The sequence below is a fragment of the Cellulosimicrobium sp. RS genome (assembly GCF_046159675.1).
GTDB lineage: Bacteria > Actinomycetota > Actinomycetes > Actinomycetales > Cellulomonadaceae > Cellulosimicrobium > Cellulosimicrobium funkei.
On the sequence record NZ_JBJXVU010000011.1, the window covers coordinates 138,252 to 157,405 of the forward strand.

The following is a 19,154-nucleotide window of genomic DNA, read 5'->3' on the forward strand; positions in this document are numbered from 1 at the left end:
GCTCAGCGCCGCAGGAAGCCCATGCGGTCGTCGGGGTCGACGCGCTCGAGGATGGCGCCCGCGATGGCGTCCAGCTGCTCGACCTGCTCGTCGGTGAGCGCGTCGATCACGTGGTCGCGCACCGTCCCGACGTGCCCGGGCGCGGTCGCGACGACCTTCTCCCAGCCGGCGTCGGTGAGGTGCGCGTTCGTCGCGCGGCGGTCCTCGGGGCACGGCACGCGCTCGACCAGGCCACGCTTCTCGAGGCGCGCGACGACGTGGGAGAGCCGGGGGAGCGTGGCGTTGGTGGCGCCCGCGAGGTCGGTCATGCGCAGCGTGCGCCGCGGCGCCTCGGAGAGCATCGCGAGCACGTAGTACTCGAAGTGGCTGAGGTCGGCGTCGCGCCGGAGCTGGGAGTCGAGGACGCCCGGCAGCAGCTCCACGACCGCCACGAGCCGCTTCCACGCGTCGAGCTGCTGGTCGTCGAGCCAGCGGGGTTCCGTCGTCATCGTGCCTCCTCCGGTGCGGCGATCCGCATAGTTGACGGTACAACTTTAGCGGCGTACGGTGTTAGTTGTAGCAACAACTAATAGCCGACCGTCGGGCCGGCGGAGGAAGGGAAGCCACCATGAGCAGCATCACCATCGTCGGCGCCGGGAACATGGGCTCGGCCATCGCCGGTCTCGCGCTCGCCGCGGGCAGCCAGGTGCAGGTCCTGACCCGTGAGGCCACCGAGGTCGACCCGCGCGTCACGGCGGGCACCGTCGGCGACGAGATCACCGGCGACGTCGTCGTGCTCGCGCTCCCGTACGGGGCGCTCGACGACGTCCTCGGCGCCTACGAGGGCCGCCTCGACGGCAAGGTGCTCGTCGACATCACCAACCCGCTCGACTTCGCGACGTTCGACTCCCTCGTCGTGCCCGACGGCTCGTCGGCCGCGGCGCAGATCCAGGAGCGCGTCCCGGGCGCGCGGGTCCTCAAGGCGTTCAACACGAACTTCGCGGCGACGCTCGCCACCGGCCAGGTCGGGCCGCTCCCGACGACGGTCCTCGTCGCGGGCGACGACGCCGACGCGAAGGCCGCCCTCGCGGGCGCCGTGTCCGGGGTCCGCGTCGTCGACGCCGGCTCGCTGAAGCGCGCGCACGAGCTCGAGGCTCTCGGCTTCCTGCAGCTCACGCTCGCGGCGGGGGAGAAGACCTCCTGGACGACGGGCTTCGCGCTCGCCGAGTGACCCCGCCCGCTCACGCACGACGGCGGCCGGCCACCCCGCGGGGGTGACCGGCCGCCGTCGTGCGCGGAGCCTCAGCCGCGCGCCTTCTCGACGGCCGCGCGGGCCGCCTCGTGCTCCGCCTTCTGGGCGTCCCGCAGGGCCTTCTCGAGCTCGCGCACCTTCTTCTGGGCCTCGCGCACGCGCCGCTCCGCGTCGCGCCGCCGGAGCGTCGCCTTCTTGACCCGTGCGTCCTTGACGTGCACGGCGACCTCGACGGGCGCGACGGCGTCGCGCGGGTCCGTCGCCGGTGCGGGTTCCGTGACCGTGGTGGGCTGCCGCCCGGGCGCGCGGCCCGCGCCGGGCGCCCCGGCGGCCCGCGCGTCGACGTAGACGGCGATCCCGTCGAGCACCCGCTCCAGGCCCCACGCGGTGTCGTCGATCTCGCCCTCGCCCGCGTACGTGCCGGCCTCGACGAGCGGGCGCAGGTAGGGGAACCGCACCTCGTCCACGAGCCCGCGCAGCGCGTCGGCCCACGCGCCGCCCTGGACCGCCTCGTCGCCCCCGGCCGCCGCGACGGCGCGCGCGAGGTCGGTCTGCAGCCGCGCCGCGTTCCGGGCGTACCCGCTGACGAGGAGGATGACGGACATCTTCTCCTCGTCGTCGAGCGGCGTGGACCGCAGCGCGCGCAGCCCGGCGTCCGCGCCGCGCAGGTTGTTCGGCGTGAGCGGCGCGCCGGTCACGGGGATGTCGAGGAACCACGGGTGCGACGCGAACACCGCCATCGTGAACTGCGCCCACTCGCGCAGCTCGGTGCGCCAGTCGGCGGGCTCGTGCGCGGGCGGGTACTCGACGTCGAGCGCGGCCTCCTGCATGAGGAGCAGCAGGTCGTCCTTGCTCGTGACGTACCGGTAGAGCGACATCGTCGTGAAGCCGAGGCTCTGCGCGACCTTCGCCATGGACACGGCCCCGAGCCCGTCGGCGTCGGCGAGCTCGATGGCCGCGTCGACGATCCGCTCGATGCTCAGCTCGCGCTTGGGCGCGCGCTCGGGGCGTTCGGCCACGCCCCACGCGAGCGCGAGCCGGGGCGGGAGGTCGGGTGCGTCCGTCATGGCTTCATCCTCCCCGACGGCGCCGCATCCGGGCAGCGGTGCCGAGCAGCCCCTCCCGGTGGCGCGAGCAGGTGGTCGTGGTGCGTCCGGTCGGCAGGACGCACCAGGACCACCTGCTCGGCCGCGCGGGAGGGCCAGGGGGAAGAGCGTGGGGGGTCAGCGGGCGGTCCGCCGGCGGTAGAGCAGGGAGCCGGCGGTGCAGCTCGCGACGAGGAAGCCGGCGAGCCACGCGACGGCCGTGAGGGCCGTCGACGCGTCGGGTGCGCCCGCGAGCAGCCCGCGGAACGTCTCGATGACCGGCGTGAACGGCTGGTTCTCGGCGAACCCGTGCAGCCACGACGGCATCGTGTCGATCGGGACGAAGCCCGAGCTGAGGTAGGGCACGAACAGGAAGAGGAAGTTCACCGACTGCGACGCCTCGACGCTCAGCACGAGGCCGAGCGCCACGCTCAGCCACGTGAACGTCAGCACGGCGAGGACGGCGAAGGCGACGAGCCCCGCCCAGTCGGCGGGCCCGGCGTCGGGCCGGAAGCCGAGCGCGAGCGCGACCCCCACGACGACGACGGCGGACGCGAGGTTGCGCACGACGCTCGCCACGACGTGCCCCCACAGCGCGGACGGCCCGAAGATCGGCAGGGTCTTGAACCGGTCGATCGTGCCGGACGTCATGTCCTGCGCGACGCCGACCGCGGCCGTCGCGGAGCCGAACCCCAGGCACATCACGAGCACGCCGGGCACGACGTAGTCGATGTAGTCGTCCCCGCCGATCGCCCCGCCGAAGATGACGACGAAGACGAGCATGATCATCACGGGCAGCGCGAAGGCCGTGACGAGCCCGTCGACGCTGCGCAGCTGGCGGCGGGTCTCGCGGCCGACCATCGTGCGGACGTCGCGCGCCGCGGTGGCCGGGGTCTGCCGCACGCGCGGCGGCGCGGTGCGGGGCGGCCGGGGCAGGGTGGTCGTGGGTGCGGCGCTCATCGGGCGCCCTCCTTCCGGGTCAGGGCGAGGAACACGTCGTCGAGCGTCGGCCGCACGACGCTGACCCCCACGACCGCGAGCGCGTGGGCGTCGGCGGCCGCGAGCACGTCGCGGATAGTGCGGACGGGGTCGTCGCTCGGTGCGGTGAGGGAGAGGTCCTTCGCGTCGGCCGTCGGGCGGGCCAGCCCGATCGAGGGCGCGAGCCCGACGGCGGCGGCCAGGCTCTCCGGATCGTCGAACGCCACGCGCACGTGGTCGCCCGCGACGAGCGCCTTGAGCTCGGCGGCCGTGCCCCGCGCCGCGACGCGGCCGTCGTGCAGGACGGCGATCGTGTCGGCCAGGCGGTCGGCCTCCTCGAGGTACTGGGTCGTCAGCAGGACGGTCGTCCCGTCGGCGGCGAGGCCCCGCACGACCTCCCAGAGCTGCGCGCGCGACGCCGGGTCGAGGCCGGTCGTCGGCTCGTCGAGCACGAGCACCGCCGGGTCGGCCACGAGGCTGATCGCGAGGTCGAGGCGACGGCGCATGCCGCCCGAGTAGGTCCCGACCCGCCGGTCCGCGGCGTCGGCGAGGTCGAAGCGCTCGAGCAGTGCGGCAGCGCGCGGGCGCACCGCCCGGCGGGGGAGGTGCGCGAGCTCGCCCATCATCACGAGGTTCTCGCGGCCCGTCTGGAACTCGTCCACCGACGCGTACTGGCCCGTGAGCGCGATGGTCTCGCGCACCCGGGCGGCGTCGTGCACGACGTCGGCGCCTGCGACGCGGGCCGTGCCGCCGTCGGGCCGGACGAGGGTCGTGAGGATGTTGACGGTCGTCGTCTTGCCCGCGCCGTTGGGCCCCAGCAGCGCGAAGATCTCGCCGCGGCGCACGGTCAGGTCGACGTCGCGCAGCACGGCGTGGTCGCCGTAGGACTTCTCCAGCCCCTGCGCGGCGATCATCGGTCCGGTCATCGCCTTCTCCTTCTCCGTCGGCCGTTCGTGTGCGGCGCACACTGCTTGTGTGCGCCATAAACTGTGTGTACACCATAAACACCTGCGCGAGCGGGGGTCAAGGGTCGAGGAGGTGCTCCACGAGGGAGGGCTGCCGCTCAGCCCGTGCGGCGACGGGGCGCGCCGGTGAGGACCAGCCCGATCCCGGTCATCACCACGAGCGCGCCCAGCACGACGGCGACCGGCGCCGTCCACGTCCCCGTCGCCGTCTGCAGGGCCCCGGCCGCGGTGGGCGCGACGGCGGCCAGGCAGTACCCGACGGACTGCACCGTCGCCGACGCCTGCCGGCCGCGCCGGACCGTCGGGTACCGCTGGGCGACGAGCGTGAAGATCACGACGAAGTTCGCCGCCTGGGCGACGCCGGCCGCGGACGCCCACACCGCCCAGAGCCCCGGCGCGACGAGCAGGCCCACCGGCAGCGTCAGCCACAGCACCGCGATCCCGACGAACGTCTGCCGCAGGCTGAGGCGGCGCGCGGCGAGCGGCACCGCGAGACCGCCGACGATCGCGAAGCCCTGGAACAGCGACGCCGCACCGCCCGACGCGGAGCGCGGGATGCCTGCGAGGTCCTCCAGGACGAGCGGCAGCCACGCCGTGAGCGCGTAGAAGCTCGACGACTGGAGCGCGAACATCGCGCACAGCCACCACGTGAACGGCGTCGCGAGCACGTGGCGCTCGCGGGCCGTCGTCGGGTCGGTGCCCGTGACGCCCTCCGCCGCGGACGCCGCCAGCGCGTCCGCCTCGGCCGCTTCCCCGGCCGCCCTGGCCTCCGTCTCCGATGCCGCCGGGCCGGGCACGGTCTCCGCCGGCACGTCCCGGGGCTCGCGCGCCTCGCGCGGCACCGCGCGCAGCCACCACACGAGCGCGACGACCGCGAGCACCGACCACGACGCGAGCGCCCAGCGCCACCCGACGGCGTCCGCCAGCGGCGCGGTGAGCGCCGTCGTCGCGACGGTGCCGACGTTGATCGCCGCCGTGTACAGGCCCGTCACCGTCGCGACGTGGCCGGGGAAGTCGCGCTGGGCGATCATCGGCACCGCGAGGTTCGCCGTCGTGATGCCCAGCCCGAGGAGCACCGTGCCCGCGAACGTCCCGGCCGCGCCGAGCGCCGCGAGGTCCGCCGAGCGCAGGACCGTCCCCGCGACGATCAGCGTGAGCGCGACGGCGATCGCCGTCCGGAGCGACGACCGCCCGAGCAGGCCCGCGACGGCGGGCGTCGCGAGCGCGAAGCACAGCACCGGGATGCCGGTGAGCAGGCCCGCCGCGGCGGCGGTGAGGTCGAGGTCGGCCGCGACGTCCGCGACGACGGGCGGGAGCGCCGTGAGCGGCGCCCGCAGGTTGACGGCCACGAGCAGCACGGCGACGAGCAGGACCCCGTCGATCCCGCCGCGGAACGTGCTCGGGCGGGGCAGCCGTGACGACGGCATCGGGCGGGGACCTCCGGGTGCGGGCGCGTGCGGCGACGCCCGCCCGGTCGTCCGGGCCGTCGGTCAGTCGTCGAACTGTCCTCCGACTGTACGCAGGAGCGCCGCGAGCGCAGGTCGCTCGCCCGGCTCGAGCGCGTCGAGGATGCGGGCCTCGACGGCGAGGAGGTCGGTCATCGCCGTGTCCACGCGCTCCAGGCCCTCGGGCGTGAGCTCGACGAGCACGCCGCGCCGGTCGTCGGGCGAGCGGCGGCGCACGACGAGCCCGCGCTCCTCGAGCCGGTCGATGCGGTTCGTCATGGTCCCGCTCGTCACGAGCGTCTGGGTGACGAGCGCCCCGGGGGAGAGGCGGTACGGCTCGCCCGCGCGGCGCAGCGCGGACAGGACGTCGAACTCCCACGTCTCCAGGTGCCCGCGCGCGAACGCCGTGCGCCGCGCCCGGTCCAGGTGCCGGGCGAGCCGGTCGACCCGGGAGAACACCGTGAGCGGCTCGACGTCGAGGTCCGGCCGCTCGCGCTGCCACGCCGCGACGATGCGGTCGACCTCGTCCTCGTGCTGCTGGTCCATGACGCGAGGGTACTCGACGTGTCTCGACGTCAAGACTCTTGACGGCTCGGAGTCACCGCGGCGCGCCGCAAGACCCGTCGCCGCGAGGTAGAGCCCTGGCCCCGCGAGGTAGAGCCGCTGTCCGCCGAGGTAGAGCCGTGGTCCCGCGAGGTAGAGCCGTGGTCCCGCGAGGTAGAGCCGCTGTCCGCCGAGGTAGAGGCGTGGTCGTGCGGGCCGTGCCTGGGCGCGCACCTACCAGGGCGACATGAGCACAGGGTGGGGCGACCCACCGTCGTCGGCCACCGGACCTGGCCACCGCGCCGAACCCCGGCTCTACCTCGTCCGACCCGGGCTCTACCTCGCCGAACCTGGGCTCTACCTCGGCGGACCAGGCCTCTACCTCGACGAACCGCGCCTCTATCTCGGCGGGGCGGGGCCGTGCCCCGCCGTCAGGACGTGCGCAGGGCGTCCGTGAGCTTGACGCGGGCGCCGGTGCGCAGGACGGCGTTGGAGTAGATCTTCGCCGCGAGCCACACGAGGAGGGGGATGACCGCGACGGAGAGGCCGAGCGCGACGAGGGCCTCCCACGTCTCGGCGCTGCCGAGCGCGATGCGGACCGGCATGAGCAGCGGCGAGCACAGCGGCACGTACGACAGCCAGACGACGAGCGGGTTGTCCGGCGCCCACGGCGCGACGGAGACGCCCACGATGTACGGCACGATCATGAGGAACGTGACGGGCGTGGTCACCGCGCCGACGTCCTCCTGGCGCGACACCAGCGCGCCGAGGCCGGCCATGAGCAGCGCGTAGCTGACGAAGCCGACGACGAACCACACGAGCGCCCAGGCCGCGGCGGTCCCGAGGTCGATCGTCGAGGTGTCGACGAGGCCGAGGCCGAGCGCGGTCCCGACGCCCGCGAGCACGACGAGCGCGACCTGCCCGAGCCCGACGAGGCCGATGCCGAGCACCTTGCCCGCCATGAGCTGCCACGGTCGCACGGTCGAGAGCAGGAGCTCGACGACGCGGCTCGTCTTCTCCTCGACGACGCCCTGCGCGATGAGCTGGCCGCTGATCATGATGGCCATGAAGAGCAGGATGCCGGTGACCAGGCCGGTGACGTAGCGCGCCGGGTCGAACTCGCTCGGCTCGCCGATGGTGCGCACGTCCGGCGCGGCGGTCGCGACGTCGCCCGCGACCTGGGCGGGGTCGCCCCCGAGGCTCGCGACGGCGTCGGACAGCGCGGTCTGCTGGGCGAGCGTGGTGAAGACGGCCGTGAGGCCCGACGACAGCTCGGTGTCGACGACGACCGTGGGGGAGCCGACGCTCCCGGTGACGAGCGCGTCGAGGTCGCCGTCGCGCACCTGGGCCTCGCCCGCGGCGTCGTCCGCGACGTCGACGGTCTCGACGTCGGTCCCGAGCGTGCTCCCCGTGGTCTCGATCGCCTCGGCGAGCGCCGCGGTCTGCGGCGTGACCCCCACGCGCTCGGCGCTCGGGCCCGACCCGTTCGCGAGATTGAGCACGACCCCGCCGAGCACGACGGCGCCGACGAGGATCACGGTCAGCCACACGAACGACTTGGAGCGCAGCCGCGTCATGATCTCGCGGCCCGCGACGAGGCGGATCGCGCCCCAGGACGTCAACGAGGTCCCCGTGCTCATGCCCCCACCTCCACGGTCTCGGCGGCCGTCGCGGCCGGCTTCTCCTCGGCGCTCACGACGTCGCGGTACAGCTCGGTGAGCGACGGCCGGACGAGCGCGAACTCGTGCACGGGCCCGGCGGCGAGCGCCGCGCGCAGCACGGCCTGCTCGCGCCCGCCGGGGACGCCCCCGGTCCCGTCGCCGGTCGACCCACCGGGCACGAGCTCGACGACGGTGCGCGACCCCTCCAGGCTGACGGCCCGCGCGTCGGGCACGGCACCGATCCACGTGGCGCCGGGCGGGCCGTCCACGACCCAGCGCTCCTGCTCGGTGCGACGGAGCTCGTCGATCGTGCCGACCTCCACCATCGCGCCGTCCTTGATGATGCCGACGCGGTCGCACAGCCGTTCCACGAGGTCGAGCTGGTGCGAGGAGAACACGACGGGCACGCCCGCCTGGGCGCGGTCGCGCAGGACCCCGCTCATGACGTCGACGGCGACGGGGTCGAGCCCGCTGAACGGCTCGTCGAGCACGAGCAGCTCGGGGTCGTGGGTGAGCGCGGCGGCGAGCTGGACGCGCTGCTGGTTGCCGAGCGAGAGCTTCTGCACCTCGTCGCCGCGGCGCGCCTCGACGCCGAGCGTCGTGGTCCAGCGCTCCATCGCGTCCTTCGCCGCCGCGGCGGACAGCCCGTGCAGCCGGGCGAGGTAGACGAGCTGCTCGCCGACCTTCATGCGCGGGTAGAGGCCGCGCTCCTCCGGCATGTAGCCGATGCGGCGGCGGGCGGCCAGGTCGAGGGGCCGGCCCTCCCACCGGACCTCGCCGCCGTCGGCGGCGAGGACGCCGAGGACGATGCGCATCGTCGTCGTCTTCCCGGCGCCGTTGGAGCCGACGAAGCCGAAGATCTCCCCGGCGCGGACGTCGAACGACGTGCCGCGCAGGGCGCGCACGTCGCCGTAGGACTTGGTCAGCGAGTCGATCTCGAGTGTCGCCATGCGCTCCACACAACCACGCGCGAGCGCGCGCGGCACGGGACAGATGTCACGTCCTGACCGTGCGGAGGCAGGGGATGCGCCCCTGCCGAGGTCGGGCCCCGCCGGTCAGCCGAGGTGCTCGTCGCGCACCGTGGGCAGCGTCCGCGCGGCCCGCACGGCGAGGCGCAGCATCGTCCCGGTCGCCTCGTCGACGGCTGCGGCGTCGTCGCGCCGGACGGCGTCGAGCGAGACCCAGAGCAGCTCGCGGGCGAGCGCGGCGTCCTGCTCGTCGAGCCGCCCGGACACCGACTCGACGGCGCTCATCGCGACGAGCACGCGCATCACGGCCGACGTCGGGGGCGCGACGCGCACGCGCCGGATCTCCACGGCCCGGCGCAGCGCGCGACGCTCGACCCGCGTGAGGCGCGGGCCCGTCACGTGCAGGAGCACGACGGTGAGGAGCGCGGCCACGAGGCCGAGGACGGCGGCGAGGAGCAGGGTCTCGGGCGTCGCGAGGTTCCGCCCGGCGACCAGGGCGGCGAGCGCGGTCGTCACGCCCGCGACGAGACCGACCCGCACCACGTCGACCGACGCGCGCCACTCCGCGTGCCGGCGCACCCGGTCGAGCTCGTAGGGCGTGAGGCCCGGGACGAGCACGTCGGTGCGCTGGACGACGCGCGCGGGCGCGCCCGGGACGTCGCCCTGCAGACACCGTGCGGTCGTCCAGGTCACGTACCCCCAGACCGTGGGACGGATCTCGTCCCGTGGGTCGCCGTACCCCTGGTCGGCCGACCGGTCGTGCCCGTGCATCCGCTGCCCCGCTTCGTCGTTCTGCTCTGCCGCCAGAGAGACGGGCTGACCCCGCTGTCATGACGCGGGTTCGGGGAGCGGATCTGCGTCAGGACCTCGTGGTGATGAGGCGGGGCCGCTTCTCCATGTCCGCGAGGCCGTTCCAGGCGAGGTTGACGAGGTGCGCCGCGACCTCCGTCTTCTTGGGAGAGCGGGCGTCGAGCCAGTACTGGCCGGTGAGGGCGACCATGCCGACGAGCATCTGCGCGTAGATGGGCGCGACCTTCGGGTCGAGGCCGCGCGTGCGGAACTGGTTCGCCAGGAGGTGCTCGACCTGCGTCGCGACGTCGCCGATGAGGCTCGAGAACGTGCCCGTCGCCTGCGCGACGGGGGAGTCGCGCACGAGGATCCGGAAGCCGTCCTCGGACGCCTCGATGTAGGACAGGAGCGCCAGCGCGGTGCGCTCCAGCAGCACCTTCGGGTGGCCGCCCTCGTCGAGCGCGCCCGACAGCGCCGCGGTGAGCGCCTGCACCTCGCGGTCCACGACGACCGCGTAGATGCCCTCCTTGCCGCCGAAGTGCTCGTACACGACGGGCTTGGACACCTCGGCGCGCGCGGCGATCTCCTCGACGCTCGTCCCCTCGAACCCCTTCTCGGCGAACAGCCTGCGGCTGACGGCGAGCAGCTGCTCGCGCCGCTGGCTCGCGGTCATGCGGGATCGGGGGGTGCGTCTGGAGTCGGCCACGGGTCCATCATGCCGTGCGGGCGCTCGCCGCAGCCGGAGGGTCCGCGCCCGCCGGCGCGGGCGTCGTCGGCGGGCGTGCGCACGGGTGTGGTGCGGGCCACGCCCCGCGTCCGGCGCGGATGGGGCGAGACGGGCACGCGCGGCGTCGGGCACGGGGACCGACCTGGCAGACTGTTCCCGGACCCGGCCCGCCCGCCGCGGCCCGGGTCGAACCGGGGGCGCGGCGACGGGCAGGTGACGTGCACGTGCCGAGCGCGTGAGAGCACGGCGTCGCCGGGTCCGGTCCGCCTTGGTGTAATCGGCAGCACAAGGGTTTTTGGTGCCCTTGGTCCAGGTTCGAGTCCTGGGGGCGGAGCTCGTGCCACCGATCCCGAGGGGAACACCCATGGAAGCTCAGCAGGGCACCGACACCACCGTCGCCCCCGCTGCCGTGATCGTCCTCGCCGCAGGCGAGGGCACGCGGATGAAGTCGTCCACCCCCAAGATGCTGCACACGCTCGCGGGTCGCAGCCTGCTCGGGCACGTGCTCGTCGCCGCGCGCTCGCTCGACCCGGCGCTGCTCGCCGTCGTCGTGCGGCACGAGCGCGACCGCGTCGCCGAGCACGCCGTGTCGGTCGACCCGGACGCGGTCGTCGTGGACCAGGACGAGATCCCGGGGACGGGCCGCGCCGTGCAGTGCGCGCTCGCCGCGCTCGACGCGAAGGCGCACGCGCAGGCGCTCGTCCACGGCGTGCCCGACGGCGAGGAGGGGCGCGGCGTCGGCGACGGCCTCGAGGGCCCCGTGGTCGTCACCGCGGGCGACACCCCGCTGCTCGACGGCGGCACCCTCGCCCAGCTCCTCGCGGCGCACGTCGCCGACGGCAACGCCGTGACGATGCTGACGACGCAGCTCGACGACGCGACGGGCTACGGCCGCGTCGTGCGCGACGACGCGACCGGCGACGTCCTGCGCATCGTCGAGCACAAGGACGCGTCGGCCGACGAGCTCGCGATCCGCGAGATCAACGCGTCGATCTACGTCTTCGACGCCGCCGTCCTGCGGCGCGGGCTCGGCACGCTCGGCCGCGACAACGCGCAGGGCGAGGTCTACCTGACGGACGTCGTCGCCGCGGCGCGCGCCGAGGGCGGCGTCGTGCGGGCGCTCGTCTCGGACGACCCGACGGTCGTCGAGGGCGTCAACGACCGCGTGCAGCTCGCGACGCTGCGCGCCGAGCTCAACCGCCGGATCCTCGAGGACTGGATGCGCGCGGGCGTGACGGTCGTCGACCCGGCCACGACGTGGGTCGACGTCGACGTCGAGCTCGCGCGCGACGTGACGCTCCTCCCCGGGACGCAGCTCCACGGCGCGACGGTCGTCGCCGAGGGCGCGACGGTCGGCCCGGACACCACGCTCACCGACACGGAGGTCGGCGCCGGCGCGACCGTGACCCGCACGCACGGCTCGCTCGCGGTCCTGGGCGCGGGGACGTCCGTCGGACCGTTCGCGTACCTGCGGCCCGGCACCGTGCTCGGTGCGCAGGGCAAGATCGGCACGTTCGTCGAGACGAAGAACGCGGAGATCGGCGAGGGGTCGAAGATCCCGCACCTGTCCTACGTCGGCGACGCGACCATCGGCGACCACACGAACATCGGCGCCGCGTCGGTCACGGTCAACTACGACGGCGTGCACAAGCACCGCACCGTCATCGGCTCGCACGCCCGCACCGGCGCGGACAACATGTTCGTCGCGCCCGTGAGCGTCGGCGACGGCGCGTACACCGCCGCCGGGTCCGTCATCCGCCGCGACGTGCCCGCGGGCGCGCTCGGCGTGAGCGGGGGCCAGCAGCGCAACATCGAGGGCTGGGTCGAGCGGCGTCGCGCCGGCACGCCCGCCGCCGAGGCCGCGGCCGCCGCGCGCGCCGCGGACCCGGAGGCGCCCCCGCTCGGCGCACAGGCGCAGGCCCAGCTCGCGGACCAGAGCGCCGCCGCGACGGCCGACCGCCCCACCCCGCCGCCGCCCGCGCCCGAGCTCGAGCACACGCTCGAGGCGCTGCGTGGCGGTCGCCCCGCCACCACGACAGACTGACCGCGACCGGCCAGCCGACCTCAGACCTACCCCGCACCCGGAAACCCCACCGAAGGAACCCACTGGTATGAGCAGCACGATCGCCGGCAACGGGGAGAAGTCCCTCGTCCTCGCCTCGGGGCGCGCGCACCCCGAGCTGGCCAACGACGTCGCGCGGGAGCTGGGCATCGACCTGCTGCCCACGACCGCGTACGACTTCGCGAACGGCGAGATCTACGTCCGGTTCGGCGAGTCGGTGCGCGGCTCGGACGTCTTCATCCTCCAGAGCCACACCGCGCCGATCAACCAGTGGATCATGGAGCAGCTCCTCATGGTCGACGCCGCGAAGCGCGCCTCGGCCCGCACGATCACGGTCGTGCAGCCGTTCTACGGGTACGCCCGCCAGGACAAGAAGCACCGTGGTCGCGAGCCGATCTCGGCGCGCCTCATGTCCGACCTGTTCACCGCCGCGGGCGCCGACCGCCTCATGAGCGTCGACCTGCACGCCGCGCAGACGCAGGGCTTCTTCGACGGGCCGGTCGACCACCTGTGGGCGATGCCGATCCTCACGGACTACGTGCGCTCGCGCGTCGACACGTCGAACGTCACGGTCGTCTCGCCCGACGCGGGCCGCATCCGCGTCGCCGAGCAGTGGGCCGCGAAGCTCGGGGGCGGGCCGCTCGCGTTCGTCCACAAGACGCGCGACGTCACGCGCCCGAACCAGGCCGTCGCGAACCGCGTCGTGGGTGACGTCGAGGGCCGCGACTGCGTGCTCGTCGACGACCTCATCGACACCGGCGGCACGATCGCCGAGGCCGTGCGCGTCATCCTCGCCGCGGGCGCGCGGTCGGTCATCGTGGCCGCGACGCACGGCGTGCTGTCCGACCCGGCGGCCCAGCGCCTGTCCGAGTGCGGGGCGAGCGAGGTCGTCATCACGGACACGCTGCCCATCGCGGCGGACAAGCAGTTCCCGCAGCTCACGGTGCTCTCCATCGCGCCGCTCATCGCGCGCGCGATCCGCGAGGTGTTCGACGACGGCTCGGTCACCTCGCTGTTCGACGGCAACAGCTGAGGCTCAGCCCAGCCACCCGGCCAGCGCGGTGCGCAGCCGGTCGCGCTCCGACGGGGTGAGCCGCAGGCGCACGACGCGCGACCGCACGGCGCGGGCGACGCCGTCGGGAAGCCCCTCCTGGGGCAGGGCGCCCACGTCGTGCGCGAGCAGCACGTCGAGCACGTCGCAGCGGCCCGGGAGCGCCGGGAGGTCCGCCGCGAGGTGCGCGGCGGCGCGCACCCTCGCGGCCTCCTCGGGCGTCGTCCCGAGGAGCGCCGCCAGGTCGGGCGGGGGGACCGCCACGATCCGCTGCTCCGTCGTCAGGCCCCACGCGCGCAGGGCCGGCGCGTACCGGGCGAACGGGGCGACCGCGAGCAGGTCGAGCGGGTCCTGGCCGAACTCCGCGGCGTACTCCGGCCGCTCGCGGTACGCGGCCAGCATCGGGTCGTCGTGGAGCCACGCGCGCAGGTCGGCGAGCACGACCGCGCGCCGCAGGTGGTCGGTCGCGCGGAGCGCGTCCGCGGCACCGAGCGGCTTCGTGCGGACGGCGTACGTGCACGCCAGGTTGTACTCGCCGGTCGGGGTCGTGGGAGAGGGCGGGCCCGCGTCGTCGTCGTCGGGGTCGCGGGCCAGGGCGGCCCGGTAGGCGCGCCGCAGGCGCTCCCGGGGCGTCTCGGCCGACCTGGCCGGCTCGCTCAGATCGCTCGGCTCGGTCGGCTCGGCCCGCTCGCCCGGCTCCGTCCCCGGTGCCGCCGGCACCCGCTGCGCTGACACGGGCTCCAGCTCCGGGGCCGCGGCCTCCGCCTGGAGGTAGAGGCTCTCGACGGCGTCCTGGAGCCGGACGACGAGCGCGTCCTCCCGCCCCGCGGCACGCTCCACCGCGAGCGCCTCCAGCAGCGCGCGGACCGCGTCGACGGCGGTCGCGTCGAGCCTGCCCGCCGGGTCGTCCCCGTCGCGGCCCGGGGCGAAGCACGCGTTGACCGTCGTCGCGGCGCGCGAGTACTGGGCCCGCAGCCGCAGCGAGCGGTACCCGCTGCGGCCCTCGCTCCGCGTGACGAACCGGTCGAGCCAGTCGCCGTACGCGTCGAGGTCCTCGCGCAGGGTGTGGTGCCGGCCCTCGGCGTGCGCGAGGGCGACCTGGGCCAGGTCGTTGCGCGGGTCGACGTCGACGGCGCGCGCGAGGAGCTCCCGCTCCCGGTCCGGCGCGTCGGTGAGGTCGCTCTGGGCGACGTACTGGAGGGCGAGGCTGCGCCACGACGTCGCCCCGCACAGCCCCTCGAAGCCCGCGTGGTGGCGTGCCAGCGTCAGCAGCACGACGGCCGCGGCGGCACGGTAGAGGTCGACCTGCGCCGCGGCGGCGGCCGACGACGGGTCCTCGGGGTCGAACCGCAGGAGCCCTGCCCGGTCGAGCGCGGCGGAGCCCGCGGCCCGTCCGTTCCTGGTGACGACGACGGCCAGGTGGTCGGTGTCCCGCTCCTCGACCGTGACCCGCCAGGGGACCGACCCGACGACGCCCTGGGCCAGGCTGACGACCGCCTTGACGAACGCGCCCTGGGGCAGCTCGGACAGCGCGGACCCGCTGAGGGCGCTGATGTCCGTGCCGCGGGGCACCTCGAGGCCGCGCGGCGGCTCGGCGCCCAGCTCGCCGAGGAGCGCGACGAGGCGCGCCCCGCCCGTCCCCTCGTGCGACGTCGTCCGGTCGCCCGAGCGGCCCGACGTCACCTCGATCGTCAGCCGCAGCCGGGTCGCGAGGACCGTGGCGACGAGGAGCACGCCGAGCGCCGCCAGGACGGCCCCCGCCACGAGGGACCCCGCCGCGACGGGCCCTGCCGCGACAGTGCCCGGGCTCCCGAGGGCGCGGGCCGACAGCACGACGACCGCGACCGCGGCGACGCCGGCCACGGCGGTCGCCCACGCCCACCAGCGCGTGCGGTCGTGGCGGGCACCCGGCGCGACGAGCCGCCCGAGGGCGAGCGCCACCGCCACGACACCGGCGACGAACCCGAGCACGAGGACCACCACCGCGAGGGTCGCGCCCGCGACGCCGGAGCCCGTCCACGTGCTCGCGCCCGCGGCGGGGCCCCACACGAGGAGCGCCGCGCCGGCGACGAGGGCGCCCCACCCGGCGGCGCCCGCGCGCACGCGCTCGCCCGCGGACAGGACGGGCCAGCGCAGCGTCACGGGGACGACGAGCCGCGCGACGACGGCGAGCACGAGGACGCCGACGAGGAGCGCGAGCAGGGGCGGGCCCAGGGGCGACACCGTCTCGACGAACCCGTCCCAGGCGGACGCCGCGCGGTCCGGGACCGTCGTCTCCTCCTCCTGCGCCGCGCGGACCACGGCGGCGGCCCGCGCGTCCTGCGCGTCGAGCGCGAGCGCCTGCTCCGCGCGGGCCCGCGCAGCGGCCCAGGACTCGGCCTCCCCGGACGTCGGCCGCACCCCGCCGGGCTCGAGGGCCTCCGCCTCGGCGGCGAGCGTCGCGGCGGTGTCCCGCGCGGCGACCGCCGCGTCCCGCACGTCGGCGCACGCCGTGGCCCGCGCCGCCGGGTCCGCGGGGGACGAGGCCGTCGCGCGGTAGGCGTCGACCAGCGCGACCGCGTCCCGGGGGCGGGAGTCGTCGAGCAGCGCGAGCGCGTCGGCGCACGCGCGCGGGGTCGTGGCGGCCGGGTCGGTGCCCGCGGCGTCCGCGGCGGCCGCGCCCGGGGCCGGGGCGAGCGCGACGAGCAGCGCGGCGAGAGCGAGGAGACGTCTCACGCGGACCTCCCGGGTGCGGGGACGGGCACGACGTCGTGCCCCTCTGACACGAGAGTGGCAGGCCGCGGGCCGTCCGTGCCGCGCTCACCCGGGTGAAACGGGGGCGACCCCGGGCGGTCCGTGCGAGCATGACGGCCATGAACGGCTCTGGGGTGACGACCACCGGTCAGGGAGCGGTGACGGCCACGCCGGACGTCGCCGTCGTCGAGCTCGGCGCCGAGGCGAGCGCGCCCGGCGTCCAGGACGCGCTCGACCGCGCCAACGCCGGGCTCGCCGCGGCGCGGGACGCGCTCGTCGCGCACGGCGTGGCGCCGTCCGACCTGCGCACGTCGCAGACGTCCACGTGGACCGAGCAGCGCGAGGACGGCCCCCGCACGACCGCCCGCCTCACGCTGCGCGTCACGCTGCGCGACGTGGGGGCGAGCGGCGAGGTCGTGCGCGCGGCGCTCGACGCCGCCGGCCCGGCGGGCCGGCTCGACTCGACCAGCCTCGCCGTGGGGGACCCCGCCCCGCTCGCGGCCGCGGCGCGCGAGGCCGCGTTCGCCGACGCCCGCGCCCGCGCCGAGCAGTACGCCCGCCTCGCCGGACGCTCGCTCGGCCCGGTCGTCGAGGTCCGCGAGGACGACGGCGCACCCGCCCCGGTGGCACGCGTCCTCGCGGCGAAGGCGACGAGCGACGCGCTCGTCGTGGAGCCCGGCAGCCAGGAGATCCGCGCGACCGTCACCGTCCGGTGGGAGCTCGCCGACCCGGCGGAGCGGGGCCCGGCGTCGCCGACGGCGTGAGACCTGCACCGGGCACCGGTGACAAACGGCAGGTGCCCGGCCCCGTCGCCCGGCCCTAGCGTGGACGCATGCTCATCCTCGAGGACTACCTGCTGCTCACGCTCGACGACGTGACCGGGAAGGCCGTCGTCGACGCCTCGTACCGCGAGCAGGTCGCCGCGGGCGCCCTGCTCGTCGAGCTCGCGCTCCTCGGCCGGGCCGACCTCGCGGGCGACGGCGACGGCGGCCGGGTGGGCCGCATCGTCGTCCGGGACGCGTCCCCGACGGGCAACGCGCTCCTCGACGAGGCGCTCGACGTCGTGCGGGCGCGCGAGGGCTCCACGCCGAAGGCGCTCGTGGCGCCGATCGCCAGGCTCCGGCCCGCCGCCCGCGCGGTCGCGGCGCTCGCGGAGCGCGGCGTCCTGCGGCGCGAGGAGGGCCGCGTGCTCGGCATCTTCCCCACGACGCGCTTCCCCGCGGCGGACTCCCGCCACGAGGACGCGGTGCGGGCCGACCTCCGACGCGTCCTCGTCGAGGGGCAGGTGCCGGACGCGCGCGCGGCGGCGATCGTCGCGCTGCTCGCCGCGACGGGCCAGGCCGGCCGGGTGCTCGCGACCGGCGGCAGCGACGCCGACGGCGGGCCCGGACGCACCGCCGCGGGGCGTCGCGACGTCGACGCCCGGGCGCGCGAGATCGCGCGCGGGAGCTGGGCGAGCGAGGCCGTGCGCGCGTACGTCGAGGAGGTGACCGCGGTGATCCTCGTCGGCGCGACCGTGGCCACGACCGTCGCGACGACCACCGCGACGGGCTGAGCGCACGATCTCGCCCGGGTGAAATGACGGCGAGGCCCTCGTGGCCGTCGCCGTCGCGAGGGTAGGTTCGCACGGTCCGCGTCGGTCCCGACGGCCGGGGGTCTCCCGGTCCGGTCGTGGCAGCGCCCGCGCGGTCCCGCCCGCAGCGTCCGGAGGTGACGACGTGCCCCGGCAGCAGACCGCCGAGCGAGTGCGCCTGCGCTGGCCCGACGCCGCGCGCGGCCTCGCGATCCTGCTCGTCGTCGTGCTGCACGCGACGCGCGCGCTCGGCGACCTCGACCTCTCCGGCGCCTGGGGCACGGTCCTGGCCGGGTGGGACCGGGTGAACGCGGCGCTCGGCACGATGCGCATGCCGCTCTTCTTCGCCGTCGCGGGCCTGTTCGCCGGAAAGTGGGTCCGCGGGCCCTGGCGCGCGCTGCTCGCCTCGAAGGTCGCGCTCTTCGCCTGGCTCCTGCTCCTGTGGCCGTTCGTCCGGGCGCTCGGCTACCTCCTCGGGGCCGTCGTCGCGGGCGACCCCGACCCGGTGCACGAGGCGCTCGTCGGGCTGGAGCTCCCGCCCGGCCTGGCGGACGACGGCGGCCCCGCCCTGCAGGTCGGCGCGGCCGCGCTCTCGGCGTGGGTGTGGCCGTCGGGGATCCGGTGGTTCCTCTGGGCGCTCGCGGTGTTCTTCGTCGTCGCGAAGCTGCTCTCGGGGCTGTCCCCGCGCGTGCAGCTCGTCGGCGCGGCGGCCGTGTCGCTCGCGGCGTTCGCGTTCGCGCTCGAGCTGCCGAACAACGCCTGGGACAGCGCGCCGAAGTACTTCGTCTTCTTCCTGGGCGGCCTCCTCCTGCGCGACCGCGTCCTGGGGCTGACCGAGCGCCTGACGCTGTGGACCGGCGCGGGGGTCGTCGCGCTCTGGGTCGCGGGCTGCGTGCTCGCGGCGCACGTGGCGTCGGGCGTCCTGCTGTGGGTCGTGTGCGTGCTCGGGGTGGCCGCGGGCATCGTGCTCGGCGTCGCGACGAGCGGGCTGCGGCCGCTGCGCGCGCTCGGGACGCGGACGCTGCCCGTCTACCTCACGCACATGCTCGTCATCCACGCGATCCTGCTCGTCGGCGGCGACGCGCTCGACGCCGTGCCCGCCCCGGTGGCCGCGCTCGCGCCGCCCGTGCTGGCGCTCGTCGCGACCCTGGCCTCGGTCGGCGTGTACGCCGTCGTCTCCCGGACCCCGGTCTACTGGCTGTACGAGCTGCCCCGGGGCCTCGCGCGCCGCCTCGCCGGCCGGCCCGCGCCCCGTCCCGAGACGGCCCGCGCCGACGCGACGCCCTGACGTCCGTCCCGACGACGGCCGCACGCCTCGCGGCCGCGGTTCCGGGTCCGGCGGC

The 19,154-nt window shown here is 75.9% G+C and carries 17 protein-coding genes and 1 tRNA gene; 7 read left to right on the forward strand and 11 right to left on the reverse strand.

The features are described 5' to 3' along the window. Positions 1-2: 2 nt before the first annotated feature. Positions 3-488, reverse strand: coding sequence for a MarR family winged helix-turn-helix transcriptional regulator (locus tag ACI769_RS16740; RefSeq protein WP_021483746.1), 486 nt, complete (start codon positions 486-488; stop codon positions 3-5). A gap of 119 nt (positions 489-607) precedes the next feature. Here ACI769_RS16740 and ACI769_RS16745 point away from each other — a divergent pair, with 119 nt between their 5' ends. Next, positions 608-1,210, forward strand: coding sequence for an NADPH-dependent F420 reductase (locus ACI769_RS16745; protein ID WP_144723070.1), 603 nt, complete (start codon positions 608-610; stop codon positions 1,208-1,210). A gap of 71 nt (positions 1,211-1,281) precedes the next feature. On the opposite strand, the gene ACI769_RS16750 is transcribed toward ACI769_RS16745, so the two are convergent. The 9 genes from ACI769_RS16750 to ACI769_RS16790 all read right to left on the reverse strand — a co-directional run bounded on the left by ACI769_RS16750 (position 1,282) and on the right by ACI769_RS16790 (position 10,338). Continuing rightward, positions 1,282-2,298 (reverse strand): TetR/AcrR family transcriptional regulator, encoded by a 1,017-nt coding sequence (locus tag ACI769_RS16750; protein WP_128957435.1) that lies wholly within the window; start codon positions 2,296-2,298, stop codon positions 1,282-1,284. Positions 2,299-2,454: 156 nt separating this feature from the next. Beyond that, entirely contained in the window at positions 2,455-3,276 is an 822-nt protein-coding gene (locus tag ACI769_RS16755; protein ID WP_409142004.1) for an ABC transporter permease, read from the reverse strand. Next, a complete protein-coding gene (locus ACI769_RS16760) occupies positions 3,273-4,220 on the reverse strand; it encodes an ATP-binding cassette domain-containing protein (protein WP_409142005.1) in 948 nt (315 codons plus the stop codon). Before ACI769_RS16760 ends, ACI769_RS16755 begins: the two co-directional genes overlap by 4 nt. Positions 4,221-4,357: 137 nt before the next feature. Further along, a complete protein-coding gene (locus ACI769_RS16765; RefSeq protein WP_144723073.1) occupies positions 4,358-5,686 on the reverse strand; it encodes a CynX/NimT family MFS transporter in 1,329 nt (442 codons plus the stop codon). A gap of 63 nt (positions 5,687-5,749) precedes the next feature. Then, a complete protein-coding gene (locus ACI769_RS16770) occupies positions 5,750-6,250 on the reverse strand; it encodes a MarR family winged helix-turn-helix transcriptional regulator (RefSeq protein WP_021482856.1) in 501 nt (166 codons plus the stop codon). Between the two features lie 428 nt (positions 6,251-6,678). Beyond that, positions 6,679-7,887 carry an ABC transporter permease gene (locus tag ACI769_RS16775; RefSeq protein WP_021482857.1) on the reverse strand — a complete coding sequence of 403 codons (1,209 nt, stop codon included), beginning with the start codon at positions 7,885-7,887 and terminating at the stop codon, positions 6,679-6,681. Next, positions 7,884-8,858: an ABC transporter ATP-binding protein gene (locus ACI769_RS16780; protein WP_085387443.1), complete on the reverse strand. Its 975-nt coding sequence runs from the start codon at positions 8,856-8,858 to the stop codon at positions 7,884-7,886. Before ACI769_RS16780 ends, ACI769_RS16775 begins: the two co-directional genes overlap by 4 nt. 105 nt (positions 8,859-8,963) lie before the next feature. After that, on the reverse strand, positions 8,964-9,569 hold the full coding sequence (locus ACI769_RS16785; RefSeq protein WP_163188138.1) for a hypothetical protein: 606 nt from the start codon (positions 9,567-9,569) through the stop codon (positions 8,964-8,966). Between the two features lie 166 nt (positions 9,570-9,735). Further along, positions 9,736-10,338, reverse strand: a complete 603-nt coding sequence (locus tag ACI769_RS16790; protein WP_409142023.1) for a TetR/AcrR family transcriptional regulator — start codon at positions 10,336-10,338, stop codon at positions 9,736-9,738. Between the two features lie 316 nt (positions 10,339-10,654). On the opposite strand from ACI769_RS16790, the gene ACI769_RS16795 reads away from it, so the two are divergent. The 3 genes from ACI769_RS16795 (at position 10,655) to ACI769_RS16805 (ending at position 13,487) form a co-directional block, all read left to right on the forward strand. Continuing rightward, a tRNA-Gln gene (locus ACI769_RS16795) sits at positions 10,655-10,726 on the forward strand. 30 nt (positions 10,727-10,756) lie between these two features. After that, positions 10,757-12,436: a bifunctional UDP-N-acetylglucosamine diphosphorylase/glucosamine-1-phosphate N-acetyltransferase GlmU gene (gene glmU / locus ACI769_RS16800; protein WP_086150907.1), complete on the forward strand. Its 1,680-nt coding sequence runs from the start codon at positions 10,757-10,759 to the stop codon at positions 12,434-12,436. A gap of 67 nt (positions 12,437-12,503) precedes the next feature. Further along, positions 12,504-13,487: a ribose-phosphate diphosphokinase gene (locus ACI769_RS16805; protein ID WP_021483711.1), complete on the forward strand. Its 984-nt coding sequence runs from the start codon at positions 12,504-12,506 to the stop codon at positions 13,485-13,487. Between the two features lie 3 nt (positions 13,488-13,490). Here the strand turns inward: ACI769_RS16805 and ACI769_RS16810 are convergent, their stop codons facing one another. Then, positions 13,491-16,220 carry a hypothetical protein gene (locus ACI769_RS16810; protein WP_409142006.1) on the reverse strand — a complete coding sequence of 910 codons (2,730 nt, stop codon included), beginning with the start codon at positions 16,218-16,220 and terminating at the stop codon, positions 13,491-13,493. A gap of 137 nt (positions 16,221-16,357) precedes the next feature. On the opposite strand from ACI769_RS16810, the gene ACI769_RS16815 reads away from it, so the two are divergent. The 3 genes from ACI769_RS16815 (at position 16,358) to ACI769_RS16825 (ending at position 19,099) form a co-directional block, all read left to right on the forward strand. Then, complete coding sequence (locus ACI769_RS16815; RefSeq protein ID WP_409142007.1) at positions 16,358-17,002, forward strand: SIMPL domain-containing protein; 645 nt, start codon at positions 16,358-16,360, stop codon at positions 17,000-17,002. A 68-nt stretch (positions 17,003-17,070) separates the two neighbouring features. Then, positions 17,071-17,793 carry a GOLPH3/VPS74 family protein gene (locus ACI769_RS16820; RefSeq protein WP_409142008.1) on the forward strand — a complete coding sequence of 241 codons (723 nt, stop codon included), beginning with the start codon at positions 17,071-17,073 and terminating at the stop codon, positions 17,791-17,793. A 163-nt stretch (positions 17,794-17,956) separates the two neighbouring features. Continuing rightward, positions 17,957-19,099, forward strand: a complete 1,143-nt coding sequence (locus ACI769_RS16825) for an acyltransferase (protein ID WP_171468277.1) — start codon at positions 17,957-17,959, stop codon at positions 19,097-19,099. Positions 19,100-19,154 lie beyond the last annotated feature (55 nt).